The sequence below is a fragment of the Nocardiopsis sp. ATB16-24 genome, assembly GCF_030271535.1.
Lineage (GTDB): Bacteria > Actinomycetota > Actinomycetes > Streptosporangiales > Streptosporangiaceae > Nocardiopsis.
The window spans coordinates 19,494-35,929 of the sequence record NZ_JASCXJ010000029.1; the positions used below are offsets into that span (position 1 = coordinate 19,494).

The following is a 16,436-nucleotide window of genomic DNA, read 5'->3' on the forward strand; positions in this document are numbered from 1 at the left end:
CGTCTTTGTTCCTGGTACTCGCGGGGCTATGGTCATTCCATGCCGACCTTTCGGATCAGTGAGGCCGCCGAACTTTTGGGCGTCAGTTCCGACACCGTCCGTCGATGGGTCGACTCCGGACGCCTGACCGCCACCCGCGACCCCTCCGGGCGGCGCCTGCTCGACGGGGCCGACCTGGCCGTGTTCATGAGGGCGGGAGCCGCCGAGGACCCCGGCCGCCGGGTCTCCTCGGCACGCAACCGTTTCCGTGGACTGGTGACCGCGGTCGTCCGGGACGGCGTGATGGCCGGCGTGGAGATCCAGGCGGGGCCCCACCGGGTGTTCTCCCTGATGAGCCGTGAGGCCGCGGACGAACTCGGCCTGGAGGTGGGCACCGTCGCCACCGCGGTGGTCAAGTCCACCAACGTGGTCGTCGAGACCGTGGGGGGAGAGCATGCGTGAGCGCCCTCTCCGGTCGCTGTGCGCCTTGACCGCCGTGCTCCTCTGTGTCTGTGCCTGTACGGCCGACGGAGCGGGCCGGGGGCGGGACGGACGGCTGCACGTCTTCGCGGCCGCCTCCCTCACCGACGTCTTCACCGACCTCGCGGAGGAGTTCGAGGAGCGGCGTCCCGGGACCGAGGTGGTGTTCAACTTCGCGGGTAGCAGCGACCTGGCCGTGCAGATCGACTCCGGAGCCCCCGCCGACGTCTTCGCCTCCGCCGACACCCTCACCATGGAACGCGTCGTCGAGGAAGGAGGACTGGACACCGCCTGGGCCGAGGAACACGGAGGACGAGGAGCCGTCTTCGCCACCAACACCCTGCGCATCGCGGTCCCCCCGGACAACCCCGCCGGGGTCACGGAACCGGCCGACCTGGCCGACGACGACGTCGCGGTCGCCCTGTGCGCACGGGAGGTCCCCTGCGGAGCGGCCTCCGTCGCCGCCCTGGAGGCCGCGGGCGTGGACCTCACCCCGGTGACCTATGAGGAGGACGTACGCGCGGTCCTGACCAAGGTCGAACTCGGCGAGGTCGACGCCGGCCTCGTCTACGCCACCGACGTCGCCGCGGCCGGAACGCGCGTCCTGGGTCTTGACTTCCCCGAGGCGGAGGAGGCGGTCAACGACTATCCCATCGCCGTCCTCTCCGGAGCCGAGGATCCGGTGCTCGCCGCGGCCTGGGTGGACCTGGTCCTCTCCGACGACGGTGTGGAGGTCCTCACCGCCGCCGGGTTCGGTGCGCCGTGACCCGGGGTCCGAGCGTCGAGCAGCCCTCGAACGAAGAGGGTCGGAGTGTGCGTCGGGGGCGTTTCCCGTGGATCCTCGTCCTGCCCGCGCTCACCGGTCTGGCCTTCCTGGTGCTGCCGCTGACGGGACTGCTGGTGCGCGCCCCCTGGTCCACCATGGGCGATCGCGTCACCGAACCCGAGGTGCTGACCGCCCTGTGGCTGTCACTGTCCACCGCCACCGTGGCCACCGTCGTCTCCCTGCTCCTGGGAGTGCCGTTGGCCTGGCTGCTGGCCCGCGCCGAGTTCCCCGGGCGCCGCCTGGTGCGCGCCCTGGTCACCGTGCCCCTGGTGATCCCACCGGTGGTGGGAGGGGTGGCGCTGCTCCTGGTCCTGGGGCGCAACGGAGTCCTGGGCCGCCACCTGGACACCTGGTTCGGGATCACCGTCCCCTTCACCCCCGTCGCCGTCGTCCTGGCCCAGGTCTTCGTGGCGATGCCGTTCCTGGTGATCAGTGTGGAGGGCGCCCTGCGCGGCTCGGACCGCCGGTACGAGGAGGCCGCCGCCACCCTGGGCGCCGGCCGGGTCGCGGTCTTCGCCCATGTCACCCTGCCCTTGGTGCTGCCGGGCATCGGCGCGGGAGCCGCCCTGTGCTGGGCACGGGCCCTGGGGGAGTTCGGAGCCACCATCACCTTCGCGGGGAACTTCCCCGGCACCACGCAGACGATGCCGCTGGCGGTGTACGTGGCCATGCAGCGTGACCCGGAGGCGGCCATCGTGCTCAGCCTGGTGCTGTTGCTGGTGTGCGTGGTGGTCCTGGCCACCCTGCGTGAGAGGTGGATCGACCCCTGATGGCCCCGCCCGAACACCCCGACGCGCAGCCGGCCCTGGACGCACGACTGTGCCTGCGCCGAGGTGATTTCACACTGGACGTGACCCTGCGGGTCCGACCGGGCGAGATCCTCGCCCTGCTGGGTCCCAACGGGGCGGGGAAGTCCTCGGCCCTGCGCGCCCTGGCCGGGCTGGACCCCCTCACCGAGGGCCACGTGCGGGTGGACGGCCGTGACCGGACCAGGACCCCCGTGGAGGACAGGCCCGTCGGTGTGGTCTTTCAGGACTACCTGCTCTTCCCGCACATGAGCGCCCTGGACAACGTCGCCTTCGGCCCACGGCGCCGGGGCCTGTCCCGGGTCGCCGCGCGCGCACGGGCCGCCGAACTGCTCGCTCACATGAACCTGGCCGAGTACGCCCGCACCCGGCCGCGTCGGCTGTCCGGTGGGCAGGCCCAGCGAGTGGCACTGGCGCGTGCGCTCGCCGTGCGCCCGCGCCTGCTGTTGATGGACGAGCCCATGGCCGCCCTGGACGCCGGTACGCGTGTGGACGTGCGTGCCAGGTTGCGGCGTCTGCTGGAGGGCTTCGACGGGGCAACGGTGTTGGTCACCCACGACCCTCTCGACGCCATGGTGCTCGCCGACCGCGTCGCGGTGGTCGAGGAGGGCAGAGTGGTCCAGGAGGGGACGCCCGCCGAGGTGGCCCGGCGACCGCGCACCGCGTACGTGGCACGGTTGGTGGGACTGAACCTCTTCCGTGGCACGGCCGAGGGCACCACCGTCACCGTGGGCCCGACGGAGCCGGAGGGCCCCGCACGGGTGGAGGTGCACCAGGCCCACCACGGTCCCGTGCTGGTGGCCTTCCCACCACGCGCGGTGGCTCTGTACACGCGGCGCCCGCACGGAAGCCCGCGCAACGTGTGGCGCCTGACGGTGGAGGGGGTCGAACGCTTCGGCGACCAGGTCCGTCTGTATCTGACCGGTCGGCCGTCCCTGACCGCCGACATCAGTCCCGCGGCCCTGGCCGAACTGGGGTTGGACCGCGGCGACCGGGTGTGGGCGCAGGTCAAGGCCGCCGAGGTCGAGTGCTATCCGGGGTGAGGCCCTCCGGGGGCGGGGCCTTGTGAGGAGGTGACCTCGACAGAGCGGGTATTACCTCTACCCACGGGGATACGATCAAACCAGTACTGGAAAAACCGTACACATCTGGATATCTACCCCTCGCGTTGGGGAGACTGTTAGGACACCTGGTGACGACAGTCCTTCCCCCAGTGGCTGAGGAGGGTGCCATGTCCCTGAGAGAGCATGAGAGAAGGATCCTCAAGGAGATCGAGCGACAGCTCAGCGAGGAGGATCCGGACCTCGCCGGGCGGATGGAGTCCTTCGGGGCAGGGGACCCCGACGCCCCGGCCGATCCCAGCCTCGCCGGTTGGAGGCCGTGGGTGGCGTGCGGACTGATCGCCGCCGTGACGGCGGGGCTGTTGGTGCTGTTGTTCGTGCTCACTCCGAGTACACCGCAACCGCCCGCTTCGACTCCGGCGCCCGCGGGGACGTCGGAGAGCACCGACGACACGGTGCCCGAGGCCGACCGCGTGGACACCGGCCCGGCGTCGGAGCCGGTCGGGTCGCCCTGAGCGGGCCGGGGCGCCGTGACGAGGACGCGATAGCGTGAGAGCCCGGTCGTCAAGAGCCCTCCACCGGGCGGCGCGGACCCCGGCGGGCGTCGGTGGGCGGGAGCGCGGAGGTACCGCCGCGCACCCGCCCACCGACGTGTCCGCGAGGGACGTGCGACCGATGGTCTGCTCAGGAGCCGTAGCCGAGGATCTGGGTCCAGTAGGGGCCGTCGTCCGCGCGCACCACGCCCACACCGGTCTCCTTCACGTCGCAGTTGGTGAGCATGCTCCCCATGCCGGACCGGCCGGTCCAGGCTCGCACCACGTCCTCGGGGGTGTCGTAGCCGCCGGCCGTGAGTTCACCCGCGGTGCGGTCGTAGCCCTTGTCGCGGGCACGGTCGCCGGCCGAAGAGGAAGAGTCGTGGAAGGACCCCTTCCGGGGCCCGGCCCCGTCACGGGCGAGTGAGTGGCTGTGCTCTCGTGCCGCCTGGCCGAGCACCTCGTCGACCTCGAGCGGATCGCACCCCGCCCGGGACCTCTCCTCGTTCACCAGTCGCACGACCTTCTCCTCGGCCTCGGGCCAGGCGTCGCCATGTTCGGTCAGGTTCTCCGACCAGGGCGAGGGCCAACCGGTGCCCGGCCAGGCGATCGACGACGGAGGTCCGAGATCTCCGAAGACGTCGGGGTCCGCGGCCCCCGACACGCCGGCGCAGCACAGGACCATCGCCATCCCCAGCACCGAGCCTCGTACCACTCTGTTTCGCATGTCCTTCTACCTTCCGTGCACGGGGTCCGGTCGGACTCCCGAACACACCAGGGGCGGACAGCCAAGGAGACCGTCCGCCCACGCGGAAACTCACTTGGCGGCACTGGTGACGCTGTCCACCGAAGCACCGTGGGCGTTGGCGGTGTAGGTCACGTACGTGTAGGTGACCTTTCCGTCGTCCCCCACATGGGTGCGGAGCACCGTCAGCTTGGCCCCCTCGGCGTTGGCGAAGCCGATGCTGTGCTCGAAACTCGCGTCGGCCAGCGCGACGGAGGACGCGCCCAACGCCAGGCCGCATGCCAGCGTGGTCAGGGTCAGAGCTCGTCGTAGTGGGCTCATCGGTCCTTCCTCTCCTCGGGTCGGTCGGCGAACGCCCGCCGGGCGCGGCGGCTGACGAGGCCGCCGCGCCCGACAGAACCAGGACTCGCTAGCGCGCAGCGCTGATGAGGTCGAAGGAACCGGCACCGTGGGGGCCCGCCCAGGAGGCGTCCTTGTGGTAGAAGGAGCCGCCGCCGTTGTCGCGGTCCCAGCCGTTGTCCTTGTCCTTGCCCTTACGGTCGTGGTCGCGGTCCCAGCCGTTGTCGTCGAAGGCACCGGCCGTCACGCTGTGGCTGTGGGCGCCCTTGGGGCCGGCGGCCGTGGCCTCGGCCGAGAAGAAGCTGTCGGCCAGGGCGGTGGCCGGAGCGCCGAAGGCCAGAGCCGGGACGGCGACGGCGGCGAAGGCGATCCGAGTGAGAGACTTACGGTTCATCCTGTTTCCTTTCGAGGCGGACCAGCTATCTACCGGCCCGATGGCGCCAGTCCCCCGTCTCGAGACCTGGGGGACCGTTCTCCTGGCGCCATCCGTACAAGTGCCCTGAGGACCACTCCCATAACACTTAGTAGTGCATCGGTAGCTTAAAGTAATGAACGTTCGTTTTGGGGTCGGGTTTCCCTGTTCGAGTGGACACATGCGCGAAGACTCTCCGGCCGAGTACGTGCGGTCGCTCACGGCATCGTCACGGCAGGGGCACACCGAGTCCCTCAGGGGGAAGGGCCGCGTGTCCGAGCCTGGCGAAACGAACGGCGCGTACCGGCACTGTCGGTACGCGCCGTTCTCCACGACCAGGAAAGGTCAAAGAGCGTTGGTGAACCTGGCCGCCAGCGGGCCGGCCACGGCGGAGCCACCGCCACCGCCCTCGACCACCACGGCGAAGGCCACGTCCCCCTTGTAACCGACCATCCACGCGTGACTGGGCAGTTCGTCGTCCTCGTCCGCGTCCTCGGCGGTGCCGTACTCCGCCGTACCGGTCTTGCCGTGCACCTCGCCCTGGAAGGGGACGTCCTTGGCGGTGCCGTCGGTGACGACCGCGCGCATCATCGTTCGCAGCGACTCGGCGTGGGCGATCTGCCGGGGCTCGGGCAGGGACTCCTGGGCGGGCTCGGTCACCAACACCGGGTGCCGCCAGGAACCGTCGGCGACCGCTGCGGGCACCGTGGCCATGTGCAGTGGCGAGGTGAGGACCTGTCCTTGGCCGATGCTCTGTGCGCCCAACATGGTGCTGCTGTCCACCGGCGGGAACGTCGGTTCGAACGTGGGCACACCGATGTCCAACGGGGCGTTCATGCCGAACTGCTCCGCACTGGCCTGGAGGGTGTCCGACCCGAGCCGCTCGCCGACCTCCGCCACCAGGGAGGTGTTGCAGGAGGTCGCGAACGCCTCCACCACCGTCTGCGCCCCGTACTCGGCGCCGCCGGCGTTACGGAACGGCCAGCCGCCCAGGTCGTACTCCTTGGGGCAGTCCATGGCGGTGTCCATGGTCATGCCGCCGTCCAGCAGGGAGCTGTAGGACACGATCTTGAACGCCGAGCCGGGCGGGTACTGGCCCTCGAAGGCCCGGTTGAAGCCGCCGGGCACGTTGACCGCGGCCAGGATCTCCCCGGTGGAGGGGCGCACGGCCACCATGCCCGCCGGATCCTCGGAGTCGATGATGGCGTTGGCGGCCGCGTTCTGGACGGACATGTCGATGCTGGTGACGATGTCCTCGCCGTCGGACCCGTCCAGGGTGGCCACCGTGTTCTCCTCGGTGACCTCCAGGGAGGCGGTGTCCTCGGCGTCGGCCGCGTCGACCATCACGATGGTCGTGGCGGCCTCACCGGCCAGCCGCTCCTCATAGGTGCGTTGGAGGCCGTCCAGGCCCACGGTGTCACCGACGCTGTAGGCCGGGCCGAGACGTTCGAGGTCCTCCTCGGTGGCCTCTCCCAGAGAACCCACGATCATCTGCAACGAACCGGAGACGTCCGGGGTGTCCAGGCGGGTTCCGTCGGAGGCCAGGATCTTCCCGCGTTCCCCCCACACAGCGGTACGGGCCAGGACCTGTCCCTCGCCGAGTCCGGGGTAGGCGACCTCGGGGGAGAACCGCACCCACCACCGGCCGTCCTCGCGTACCAGTGGGAGTTCGCCCTCCCACCCCCAATCGCCGGCGTTGGCCAGTCCCACGGTGACCTCGTAGGAGGCGTGGCCGTTGCGGCCCTCCGTGCTCGGGGCGTCGATCTCCACGTCGATCGACTCCACGCCCAGGCCCGCGTCGATACCGCCGAGGACCGTCGCGGCGTCGCCGCCGGTGGTGACCGCGGCCAGACGCTCGTAGTCCTGCGCCTCCCACGCGGCCTCGTACTCGGCGGTGGCCTCCTCGGGCCGGGGCAGGGTCAGGACGTACCAGGAGGCCGCGCCGCCGACGAGCAGCAGGACCACCACGGCCGAGACCACGCCGATGAGCAGACCGCGTCGGGACCTACGCGGCGGAGGGGGAGCGGAGGGGTGGCGGTCCTCCTCCGGATATCCGGGACCGTCATGGTCGTCAGCGGTCGTGCCATCGCTGTAGAGGTACTCGAAGCCCGCGTCGGGGCGCTGTTCCCGCGGGTGACCCGAGGCCGCGTGAGGGTCGTGGCCCTCCTGAGAGAGGGAGGTGCCGCCGGGGTAGGGGGTGTCACCGTGGTACACGGGCTCGCCCCGGTAGGGCTCCTCCTCCCAGGAGTCCCCGTGGTCGGTCGTGTCCCCACGCGCCGCTTCGGATGGTCCGGACGGGTCGGCTCCCTCACGTGGCGCCTCCTGCCAGGAGTCGTGCACGGGCGCGGGGGGCCGGGAGCCGTCGTCGGAGGATTCGTCCCAGGTTCGGGAGGGGCCCTGCACCGAGGGGTAGGGGGTGTCCCAGTGTTCGGGGCGGTCCGAGGCCGAGGTCGACAGGGCCTCCCAGGACCGGCGTTCCTCGGATCTTCCGCCAGGCGGGGGCTGCGTTCCCGGGGAGTCGGACCAGGAGGTGGAGGATTCCTCGGGTGCTCGCCAGGACTCGGAGGGCCCTCGCTCCTCCGACGTCCCGCTCCAAGAGCCACCGGACGTTCTGTCGTTCTCGGAGCCGCCCCACCGTGCCGAGGAGGTCTGCGCCCCTCGGAAGTCCTGGTGGGGGTGCTCGGAGGGCTCATCGACGGGAGAGGTCCAGGGGGCTCGGGCATCCCCCTGGGTCCGGGGCGGTGTCTCGGGCGCCTCCGGAGGGGAGGCTCCCTTGCCGCGGTAGGGGTTGCCCTCGTCGGAGTACTCGCCGGGGTCCGTCGCGTAGGGGGCGCCCGAGGGCGCCGACGGTTCCCCTGGCCCACGACCGCCGAAGCCTCCCACACCCGCCGGAGGCGCCCCGGGCGGGCGCTGGGGGATGCGGTAGGGGTTCTCGGGGCGCGGAGCGCGCGCCGGGGCCTCGTCCGACTCTTCGGGCGGCCCGGAGGAATCCGGTTGCCGGGGGGACCGTTCGTCCACGCCTGACCGTCCTTCGCTGGATGTGCGGGAGATACCACGATGCCCCACCCCCACCTCGGTGGGAGCAGGGCACGAGGTCGAGGGCCGGTGTGGCGGTCGCCTCTCGGCGCGGGGCACAACGGGGCTCCTGACCGCCCGGTCACCCACCCGGGGGCGGGGCCGAACGCGGTATTCCGCGAAGGCAGTGGTTGAGGCCCGGGGGACACTTGCTACCACACCGACCAACAGTGACTCTAACTCATCGGGCCGGGCCGTTGTTCCGTTCCCCCGGGGGCCATGGACATGCGCAATCTCACGCCGGGGCGCGGTCCGTGGGGAGGTTCGGCGGCCGGTCCCGCGCAAGGAGCGGGACCGGCTGGGAGGGCCTGGCTCCTTTCGGCGGACACGCTCCTACTCCTGGCGTGCGATCCTGGTCTGCTCCTCGCGGGAGAGCAGCTTCAGACGCTTGCGTCCGCGCTCGGCGCCCAGTTCCTCCTCGCGGGTCTCGATGCGCTGCCAGCCCTCCCAGGTGGTGTACCGCACGCCCCGCTCCTCCAACAGGGCGCGGAAGGCGGCCGGTTCGGGATCGGTCGCCGGAACGAGGGACTCACGGTCGGCCACCAGATGGGTGACGGTCTCCAGGGCGTCGCCCTTGGTGTGCCCGATGAGGCCGACGGGACCGCGCTTGATCCATCCGGTGGCGTACACGCCGTTGATCGGCTCGTCGTCCAGGTCCAGGACCCGGCCCTCGGCGTTGGGAACGACACCGCGCTCCTCGTCGAAGGGCAGGTCCACCAGGGGGGATCCCAGGTAGCCGATGGCGCGGTACACGGCCTGCACCTCGTGGTCGACGTATTCGCCGGTGCCCCGGACGTTGCCGTCACCGGTCAGCTCCATGCGCTCGGTACGAAGGCCCGTGACCCTGTCCTCTCCGAGCACGGCCACCGGGCTGTGCAGGAAGTGCAGGTGAATGCGGTGTTCGGCGCCGCGCGGTTCGCGGATGGCCCAGTTCTGGAGGACCTTGACGTTGGTCTTGACCTGGTTGGAGTTCTCGCAGGCCTGGAGGCTGCCCTCGTCCATGTCGAAGTCCTCGGGGTAGACGATGACCTCGACGCCCGGCTGCTTGTCCAACTCGCGCAGCTCCATGGGGGTGGCCTTGCACTGGGCGATGCCACGGCGGGCGAAGACGTGCACGTCCGTGATCCGCTTGGCGCGCAGACCTTCGTACACGTTGTCGGTGATGTCGGTGTCCAGCAGGTCGTCGGCGTCCTTGGCCAGGATGCGGGCCACGTCCACGGCGACGTTGCCCGCGCCGATCACGGCGACGCTGGTGCCGTCCACGTGCCAGGAGGGCGGGACGTCGGGGTGGGAGTCGTACCAGAAGACGAAGTCGGCGGCGCCGTGGCTGCCGGGAAGGTCGATGCCGGGGATGTCCAGCGGGCGGTCACGGTCACTGCCGGTGGCGAAGACGACCGCGTCGTAGTGGTGGCGCAGGTCCTCCAGTTTGAGGTCCACGCCGTACTCGACATTGCCGTAGAAGGTGATCTCCGGTTTGTCCAGGATCTTGTGCAGGGCTCCCTGGATCTGCTTGATCCGGGGATGGTCCGGGGCGACGCCGTAGCGGACCAGGCCGTAGGGAGAGGGCAGCTTGTCGAGGATGTCGATGCTGACGGACGTGCCGCACGCGGACAGGGTCTCGTCCTTGGTGAGCAGGTCGGCGGCGTAGATGCCCGCGGGGCCCGCACCGATGATCCCCACTCGCAGTGGTCGCGTCATCGCACAGCTCCAAGTCTTCGCGTCAGGGTTCGGACGCCATTGAAAGGTAAGGCTTACCTAATATATTCGGTGGTGGCACCAAGAAACCCTACTATAGAGGTAGAGAATCCCTCTCACGGTGCCGATCGCCGCTCGTGGCCGGCGGGGCCGCACGAGGGCGTCATCGCAGGCAGGGGCGGGTTCGAGGGTCGTGCCGCCCTGCCCGCCGGGGGCGCGAACACAGATCAACCGCCATGGCCGTGACGCTCGGATCCCGGGCGCGCTGTGGGGAAAGTCACGGTCCGAGGAGTCCAGGCGTCCAACGGTGGGCCGGTTCCGTGGTCGAGGACGACGATCAGTGTCGCGGGAGCTCGGCCTTGACCGAGGCGGCGAAGCGGGGCACCTGCTCCTGTCCCGACAACTTGGCGATGGCGTCCATGATGGCGTCCGTGGCCGCACGGCGTGGGCGCGCCTTGTGGGCCTGCCCGTGCCACGCCGACAGGTCCACCGGTTCGCCGAACCGTACGCCCACACGGTTGAGGGAGGGCACCTTCCGGCCGGGAGGAAGGATGCGGTCGGTGCCGGCCAGCGCCACCGGCACCACGGGGGCGCCCGTGGTCAGGGCCAGCCACGCCAGTCCGGTCTGGCCGCGGTAGAGACGGCCGTCGGGAGAACGCGTGCCCTCGGGGAAGATCCCGAAGACCTCTCCGCTCTCCAGCACCTTGAGGCTGTTGTCCATGGCCTCCTGCGCGCTCTGACCCGGACGCCGGTCCACCGAGAGCTGGCCGATGGCGCGCAGGGCGCGGGTGAACATCCGCCGAGGCAGGGTTCCCTCGTCGAAGAGCTCCTGCTTGGCGATGAAGCGCACGGGCCGCGGACAGGCCACACCGACGAAGAGGGGATCGATCAGAGCCAGGTGGTTGACCGCCAGGATCGTCGGGCCGTGCCGCGGGACGTTGTGCACGCCCTCCACCCGCTGGGGCCACATCAGACGTGAGGCGGGCGCGATGACGGTCTTGGCGGCTCCGTACAGTGACACTGATCGCTCTTCTCGGTGATGGCGGGTCCGTGCTGGTGTCGCGGACCTCGGGGGCGTGGTGGTCCGCGCGCTTTCGAGCTTAGCGGGATCGCGGGGTGAGGGGACCTGGGAACGGAAGGGCGTGCGGCCGGGTGAAATCGGCTCCCCTGAACACTGCCGTGCGCCACGTCACAGCCGCTAGGGTTTCTGGTCGAGGGCGTGTTCGGCGGGCTCCGCCCGGCAGCACGCGTGCCCCACAGCATGCCCTGGGCCTCTGGTGCAGGTCAGAGGTCGTTCCCCGACGCGAGCGAGGAAACAGCCATGCCGAAACTGGTCGACGTCAGCCACCAGATCACCAAGGGGATGATCACCCGTCCGGGGCTACCGGAACCGGACATCCAGGAGAACACCTCGGCCCCGGGGACCGCGCATGGTCACGGTGACAGCACCGGGCGTGTGTCGATGGTCGGTGCGACCGGCACCTACGTGGAGACGCCCGCCCACCGCTACCGCGACGGCGCCGACCTCGCCGACCTCGACCTGTCCCGCGTGGCGGACCTGCCCGGTGTGGTCGTCGACGTCACCTCCGCCTCCCAGGTCGGTCCGGAGTTCTTCGACGGTCTGGACGTGCACGGACGCGCCGTGTTGGTACGCACCGGCTGGGACCGTTACTGGCGCACCGAGGCCTACGGGCGGCCGGGGCATCCGTACCTGACCGAGACCGCGGCCAAGACACTCGTCGACGGCGGCGCCACTCTGGTGGGCACCGACGCGGTCGGTGTGGACGACACCTCGCCCTCGGTCGAGGGAGCCAGGCCCGCGCTGGCCGTCCTGCTCGCCGCGGGGATCCCCGTGGTCTCGCACCTGTGCCTGCTCGACCGGCTGCCCGCCCGGGGGTTCACCTTCTTCGCGGTCCCGGCCAAGGTCCGAGGGATGGCGGCCTTTCCCGTGCGGGCCTTCGCCCGCGTGGACTGAGCGCGGACCGGGGCGCCTCAAAGGTCGGCGTCCACGTCCTTTTGGGCCCGGCGCCGTTCGCGCTGGGCCCGACGCTCGGCCTCCTGAAGCGCCGCGCGTCGATCCTGTGCGACGGCGCTGGTCATCGCGTTGGACAGCGCCCGCAACTCCATGTTGATCCGCGGGTAGGCCGGTAGCCGGGGAAGGGCGCCCATGCGGGGGGTGCGTCTTTCCTCCAGGGAGGCGATCAGCTCCCGGAAGGCCAGGTCCACCCGTTGCAGTGTGATGGTGCCCGCCGTTTCGGGCCGGTCCCGGGCCAGGGCGGACAGCGCCAGATAGCCGGTGCGCTGGGTGGCCACCACCACCGGCCAGAGGGGTCGGGTGGACGCCGCACGCGGCACGTCGCCGATCGCGCTGTCGTAGACCCCGCGCAGGTCCACCAGTGCCGCCCGCATGTCCCGCCGCAACTGATAGCGACGCTTGGGGCCGATCCTCACGTCCGGGTCCAGCACGGCCAGGATGCATTCGCGCGAGATCCGCAGCACGTTGACGATGGCCTGGGGCAGACGTGTGGCCGAGGTCCCGCGCCACAGCAGCACCGAGCCGAGCAGACCGAACACCGACCCCACCACGGTGTCGATGATCCGGGACTGGGCCAGATCGGTGATGGGCTCGGGGGCGGCGGTGGCGGACAGCAACAGGGCCATCGGAGTCACCAGGATCGACGCGTAGAAGAAGTTACGGCCCACCACCAACTGGGTGAGCCCCTGGAACACCGCCGCGAGCACGATGACCAGGGCCAGCGGTGGGTGCAGGGCGATCAGCGCGGCACCGACGACCACGCCCGCCAACGTGCCCAGCGACCGCTGGAGGGCGCGGTTCATGGTCAGCACCACGTTTCCCGCCTGTAGCACGGTGGTCGCGGTCAGACCCACCCAGTAGTAGCGGTCCAGTCCCAGGAAGAGGCTGAAAGCGCAGGCCGCGGTGACCGTGATCCACATGCGCAGGGCGGTGGGTCGTACCAGCGAGTCCGTCTCCAGGCTGGAGCGCAGTGAGTCCCACAGCGCCGGGTAGCGCTCGTCGTGCAGGGTCTCGGCCCGTTCGTCGTCCTCGTCGTGGGAGGCGCGGCGGGTGGCCTGCGCGGCCCGGGCCAGTTGGCCGTAGAGCCTGGACTCCAAGGTGCGGGGTCGGATGCCCCTGCGCAGCTCGTCCAGTTCCGCGGGGTCGGGAGCACGGGAGGGGTCGGCCACGGCCGACGACAGACGCTCGGCGAAGTCGGCCGCCTTCTCGGGCAGGGGGGTGGTGCGGGCCAGACCCACCTGGGTGACGGCCAGGTGGATGTCGGAGACCCATCGCAGCAACGCGCGTAGTCGGGCGGCCTCGGACGTGGTGCGATAACCACGGGTCTGTGCCAGCAGTACGATCCGCCAGGCCTCGGCCACCGCCACGGAGGCCTCGTGTTGGTCGTGGTCCAGATCGGGTGTGCCCACGGCCCGCAGCAGGGACGCCAGCTGTCGGTAGGCCTCGGCCACCGCGCGGTACTCGGGGTGGCGGGCGCGTACCGGTGCGCCCGCCATCGACACCGACCAGCCCACGGCAGCGCCGAGGGCGGCCACGGCGGCGTGGAGGGGGACGTCGACCAGTCCGCCGGGGGCGATGGTGGAGATCGCGCCCACCAGTACGAAGAACAGGGGGCCGGGGCGGTCCACCCTCCAGGCGGCGCACACCCAGGTCGCCACGCCCGCGGTCAGGCCGATGGACAGCACCGGGACCCAAGGGGCCAGCGCCGAGGCCAGGGAGCCCAGGGCCACGCTGGCCACGAAGCCGAGGCCCACCAGGGCCAGCGCGGCGGACCGGTAGACGTAGGGGGTCTTCTTCTCGTACAGGACCGTCATGGAGCCCAGGGCGGCCAGCGTGCCGATCTCGGTGCCGAACATCCAGGCGGCCAGGGAGAAGGACAGTGACATGGCCAGGGTCGCCTTGACCGCGGTGGCCCAGGCCCATGATCCGGACTGGAGACCGAACAGGGCCTTGAGGTCCACGCGCGGGCGGGGGCGTTCGCCCACCAGAGCGCGTGCGGGACCTTCCAGGGAACCGCCCAGATCCATCGGTCCGGTGTCACCAGTGGTTCCCTGATCTCGCACGATTTCCATCCTAGAGCGGGGCAAATCAGTACCTAAGTGCCTTTTCAGACATACAGCAGGGTAAGCGTCACGCCTGTGCGGTGGTGGTGCCGCGTGCCCCGGTGTCCTCGGTACGGTCGGCCCGTGCCTGCTCCGCGAGGCGTTCGGCCTGTTCGGCGCGCTCCAGCGCCCGGTCGCGTGCCTCCTCCGCCAGGGCCAGACGGGCGGCGGCGGCCTCCCGGGCCTCGTGCAGACTGAGCTCGGCCCCTCTGCGTTGGGCGTCCAGTTCCTCGGTCAGGCGCTCGCGGTCGGCGCGGAGTCGCTCCAGCTCAGCGGTCAGACGCTCGCGGTCGGCGGCGGACGCCTCCCGCTCCGCCTCCAGGCGTCGACCGGCCCGGTCCAGTTCCGCGTCGAAGCGCTCGCGCTCGGAGGCCAGCGTCCGGGCGGACTGGCGGGCCTGTTCCTCGGCGTGCTCGGCCCGATCCTCGGCCCGTTCGACGGCCAGAGCGGCCTCGTCGTGTCGACGGGCGTGCTCGGCGACCTCGGCGCGAAGCGCGTCGATCTCGACGTGGGCCCGCCGGAGGCGTCGGGCGGCCTCGGCCCGCTCGTGTTCCGCCTTCTCGCGGGCCCTGGCCTCCTGTGCGAGGATACGGCGTTCGGCCGCGGCCAGGCCGGCGTTGGCCTCGGCGATCGCGGCCGCGCGTTCGGCGGACGCCTGCTCGGCCAGTTCGCGCTGCCGGTCGCGTTCGGCCTCGGCGGCGTCCCTGGCGGAGAGGGCCTCCTCCGCCATGCGCTCGGCCTGCTGGGTGGCGGCGACCGCGGAGGCGGCGGCCTCCTCGGCCGCACGTCGGGCCCGCTCGGCCTCACGGCGGCGGTTCTCCGCCTCCAGACGAGCGGCGTCGGCCTCGGCTGCGTGTCGGGCCCCGGCCAGACGGGCGGCCTCCACCTGCGCCTCGGCCGCGGCCGGGTCGGTCATGGTGGAGAAGGCCTCCGTCGCCGCCCGGAGCGTGGCGGTGAGCTGTTCGCTCTGCACGGCGAAGCGGGTCAGCAGGTCGTCCGCGCGTAGTCGGGCGGCGGTGACCGGTTCGGCGCCGGGCACGGGGGAGGGGGCCGTGGTGGGCTCCTGCGCGGCCCGGGTCTGTTCCTCGGCCCGCTCGGCCTCTTGGGCCAGACGTTGGCGTTCCTTCCAGGCCCGCCAACGTGTGTGCTCGGGAAGGTCGCAGTACTGGGGCGGACGGCCGGGCGAGGAGGCGCGGGGCACCGGCCGGTCGCATCCGGGGAAGTTACAGGTGTTGGAGTCGGAGGCCACGGGCCGAGCGTAGCGCTTCGCCCGTCCCGAGGACGGGGCGTGTCGTCCCTGGGGCGGGGACGCACGGCGCCCCCGTACCGGACAGGAGCGGTACGGGGGCGTGCTCTGGACCGGCCGCGGTGCGGCGCCGGTCAGTCGTGTGCGCCGAAACCGTCCACCCGGCAGACCATGGTGGTCACGAAGGGACGGAAACCCTCTCGCTCCAGGAAACGGATGTCCTCGGAGGCGGTGGCCAGCGCGGAGAACTCGATGTCGCGCACGCCCATGCCCGCGAGCTGGCGGCGCACCTCCTCCAGCAGCTTGGAGCCCACCTCGGTGCCCGTGTACTCCGGATCGATGGCGAAGGTCTGCACGACGGCCACGCGCTCCCCCCGGTCCCAACTGCCGTGGGTGTTCTCACGGACGGTGACCATCGTGTACCCGGCCAGGTCGTCGCCGTTCTCGGCCAGGATGGCCATGGTGTCGGGGTCCGCGAGCCAGTCGATGTACTGGGCGCGGCGGCGTCGCCAGGACTCGTCCATGGTCACGGTGCTGATGATGTCGGACAGGTGCGGAGCGGTCACCGTGTGCTGCTGGTGGAGGGCGCCCCACAGATCCGCCAGTTCCTCCACCTCGTGCGCTCCCAGGTAACGAAAGCGCAGAACGCCGAGGTCGGACGACCGAGGTTTGGTCATCAGCGAATTTTGCATGTTCTTCTCACCCGTTCCATCAGCGTGACGTGCTGATCCCCCGCGGTTCTCACGAATAGATCCGTGGTTGAGCTGTGGTCTCGACTGTACGTGGCGGCTTCGGTCGGGGCGTGCGCGACACAGGGAAAGAGATCGCTGAGATGACCTTGGGGGAATAAATGAAGTTCTTTCCTTCTGTGGTGGGTGGGGAAGGTCACTCGGGTTGTCGCTCTGCGTGTTCGGAATCACTTCCCAAACAGGTGCAATCCAATCGAAACCACCCGAAAACACGTTCGTGCTGTCCTAGCGTGGGCGCATGGTGCGTCCTGAAAGCTGTGTCAGGCCAGCGGGTGTAAGTCCCGTCCGGGTAAGCGCCGGAGCGCCCGGTAGCAGGCCCCAGCCGTGCGGGGAGACCCGCCCGGCCGAGCGGG

General features: G+C 70.9%; 15 protein-coding genes. 6 read left to right on the plus strand and 9 right to left on the minus strand.

The annotated features are described in order from the left end of the window. The first annotated feature begins 39 nt into the window (after positions 1–39). From PFX91_RS22140 to PFX91_RS22160, 5 genes are all read left to right on the plus strand, one after another. Positions 40–441 (plus strand): TOBE domain-containing protein, encoded by a 402-nt coding sequence (locus tag PFX91_RS22140; protein WP_285734899.1) that lies wholly within the window; start codon positions 40–42, stop codon positions 439–441. After that, positions 434–1,225, plus strand: a complete 792-nt coding sequence (gene modA / locus PFX91_RS22145) for a molybdate ABC transporter substrate-binding protein (RefSeq protein ID WP_285734901.1) — start codon at positions 434–436, stop codon at positions 1,223–1,225. Before PFX91_RS22140 ends, modA begins: the two co-directional genes overlap by 8 nt. 47 nt (positions 1,226–1,272) lie before the next feature. Beyond that, the gene (locus PFX91_RS22150; protein ID WP_285734903.1) at positions 1,273–2,055 is read left to right on the plus strand and encodes an ABC transporter permease; all 783 of its coding nucleotides are present in this window, start codon (positions 1,273–1,275) and stop codon (positions 2,053–2,055) included. Further along, positions 2,055–3,134: an ABC transporter ATP-binding protein gene (locus PFX91_RS22155; protein WP_285734907.1), complete on the plus strand. Its 1,080-nt coding sequence runs from the start codon at positions 2,055–2,057 to the stop codon at positions 3,132–3,134. Before PFX91_RS22150 ends, PFX91_RS22155 begins: the two co-directional genes overlap by 1 nt. Positions 3,135–3,322: 188 nt before the next feature. Beyond that, on the plus strand, positions 3,323–3,667 hold the full coding sequence (locus tag PFX91_RS22160; RefSeq protein WP_285734909.1) for a DUF3040 domain-containing protein: 345 nt from the start codon (positions 3,323–3,325) through the stop codon (positions 3,665–3,667). 169 nt (positions 3,668–3,836) lie between these two features. Here PFX91_RS22160 and PFX91_RS22165 read toward each other — a convergent pair whose 3' ends face one another. The 6 genes from PFX91_RS22165 to PFX91_RS22190 form a co-directional block, all read right to left on the minus strand. Continuing rightward, positions 3,837–4,412, minus strand: coding sequence for a CAP domain-containing protein (locus tag PFX91_RS22165; protein WP_285734911.1), 576 nt, complete (start codon positions 4,410–4,412; stop codon positions 3,837–3,839). Between the two features lie 90 nt (positions 4,413–4,502). Then, positions 4,503–4,751: a hypothetical protein gene (locus tag PFX91_RS22170; protein ID WP_285734913.1), complete on the minus strand. Its 249-nt coding sequence runs from the start codon at positions 4,749–4,751 to the stop codon at positions 4,503–4,505. 88 nt (positions 4,752–4,839) lie between these two features. Further along, positions 4,840–5,163, minus strand: a complete 324-nt coding sequence (locus PFX91_RS22175) for a hypothetical protein (RefSeq protein WP_285734915.1) — start codon at positions 5,161–5,163, stop codon at positions 4,840–4,842. A gap of 363 nt (positions 5,164–5,526) precedes the next feature. Continuing rightward, positions 5,527–8,199 carry a penicillin-binding transpeptidase domain-containing protein gene (locus PFX91_RS22180; protein ID WP_285734917.1) on the minus strand — a complete coding sequence of 891 codons (2,673 nt, stop codon included), beginning with the start codon at positions 8,197–8,199 and terminating at the stop codon, positions 5,527–5,529. A 390-nt stretch (positions 8,200–8,589) separates the two neighbouring features. Next, positions 8,590–9,936 carry an FAD-dependent oxidoreductase gene (locus PFX91_RS22185; protein ID WP_285734928.1) on the minus strand — a complete coding sequence of 449 codons (1,347 nt, stop codon included), beginning with the start codon at positions 9,934–9,936 and terminating at the stop codon, positions 8,590–8,592. 352 nt (positions 9,937–10,288) lie between these two features. Then, entirely contained in the window at positions 10,289–10,972 is a 684-nt protein-coding gene (locus PFX91_RS22190; RefSeq protein ID WP_285734919.1) for a lysophospholipid acyltransferase family protein, read from the minus strand. Between the two features lie 300 nt (positions 10,973–11,272). Between PFX91_RS22190 and PFX91_RS22195 the strand changes: the two genes are divergently transcribed. Further along, entirely contained in the window at positions 11,273–11,926 is a 654-nt protein-coding gene (locus tag PFX91_RS22195; protein WP_285734921.1) for a cyclase family protein, read from the plus strand. 17 nt (positions 11,927–11,943) lie between these two features. Here PFX91_RS22195 and PFX91_RS22200 read toward each other — a convergent pair whose 3' ends face one another. The 3 genes from PFX91_RS22200 to PFX91_RS22210 form a co-directional block, all read right to left on the minus strand. After that, the gene (locus PFX91_RS22200; RefSeq protein WP_285734930.1) at positions 11,944–14,013 is read right to left on the minus strand and encodes an FUSC family protein; all 2,070 of its coding nucleotides are present in this window, start codon (positions 14,011–14,013) and stop codon (positions 11,944–11,946) included. A gap of 103 nt (positions 14,014–14,116) precedes the next feature. Next, positions 14,117–15,337 (minus strand): coiled-coil domain-containing protein, encoded by a 1,221-nt coding sequence (locus PFX91_RS22205; RefSeq protein WP_285734923.1) that lies wholly within the window; start codon positions 15,335–15,337, stop codon positions 14,117–14,119. Positions 15,338–15,468: 131 nt separating this feature from the next. Beyond that, on the minus strand, positions 15,469–16,011 hold the full coding sequence (locus PFX91_RS22210; protein WP_285734924.1) for a GNAT family N-acetyltransferase: 543 nt from the start codon (positions 16,009–16,011) through the stop codon (positions 15,469–15,471). Positions 16,012–16,436: the final 425 nt, after the last annotated feature.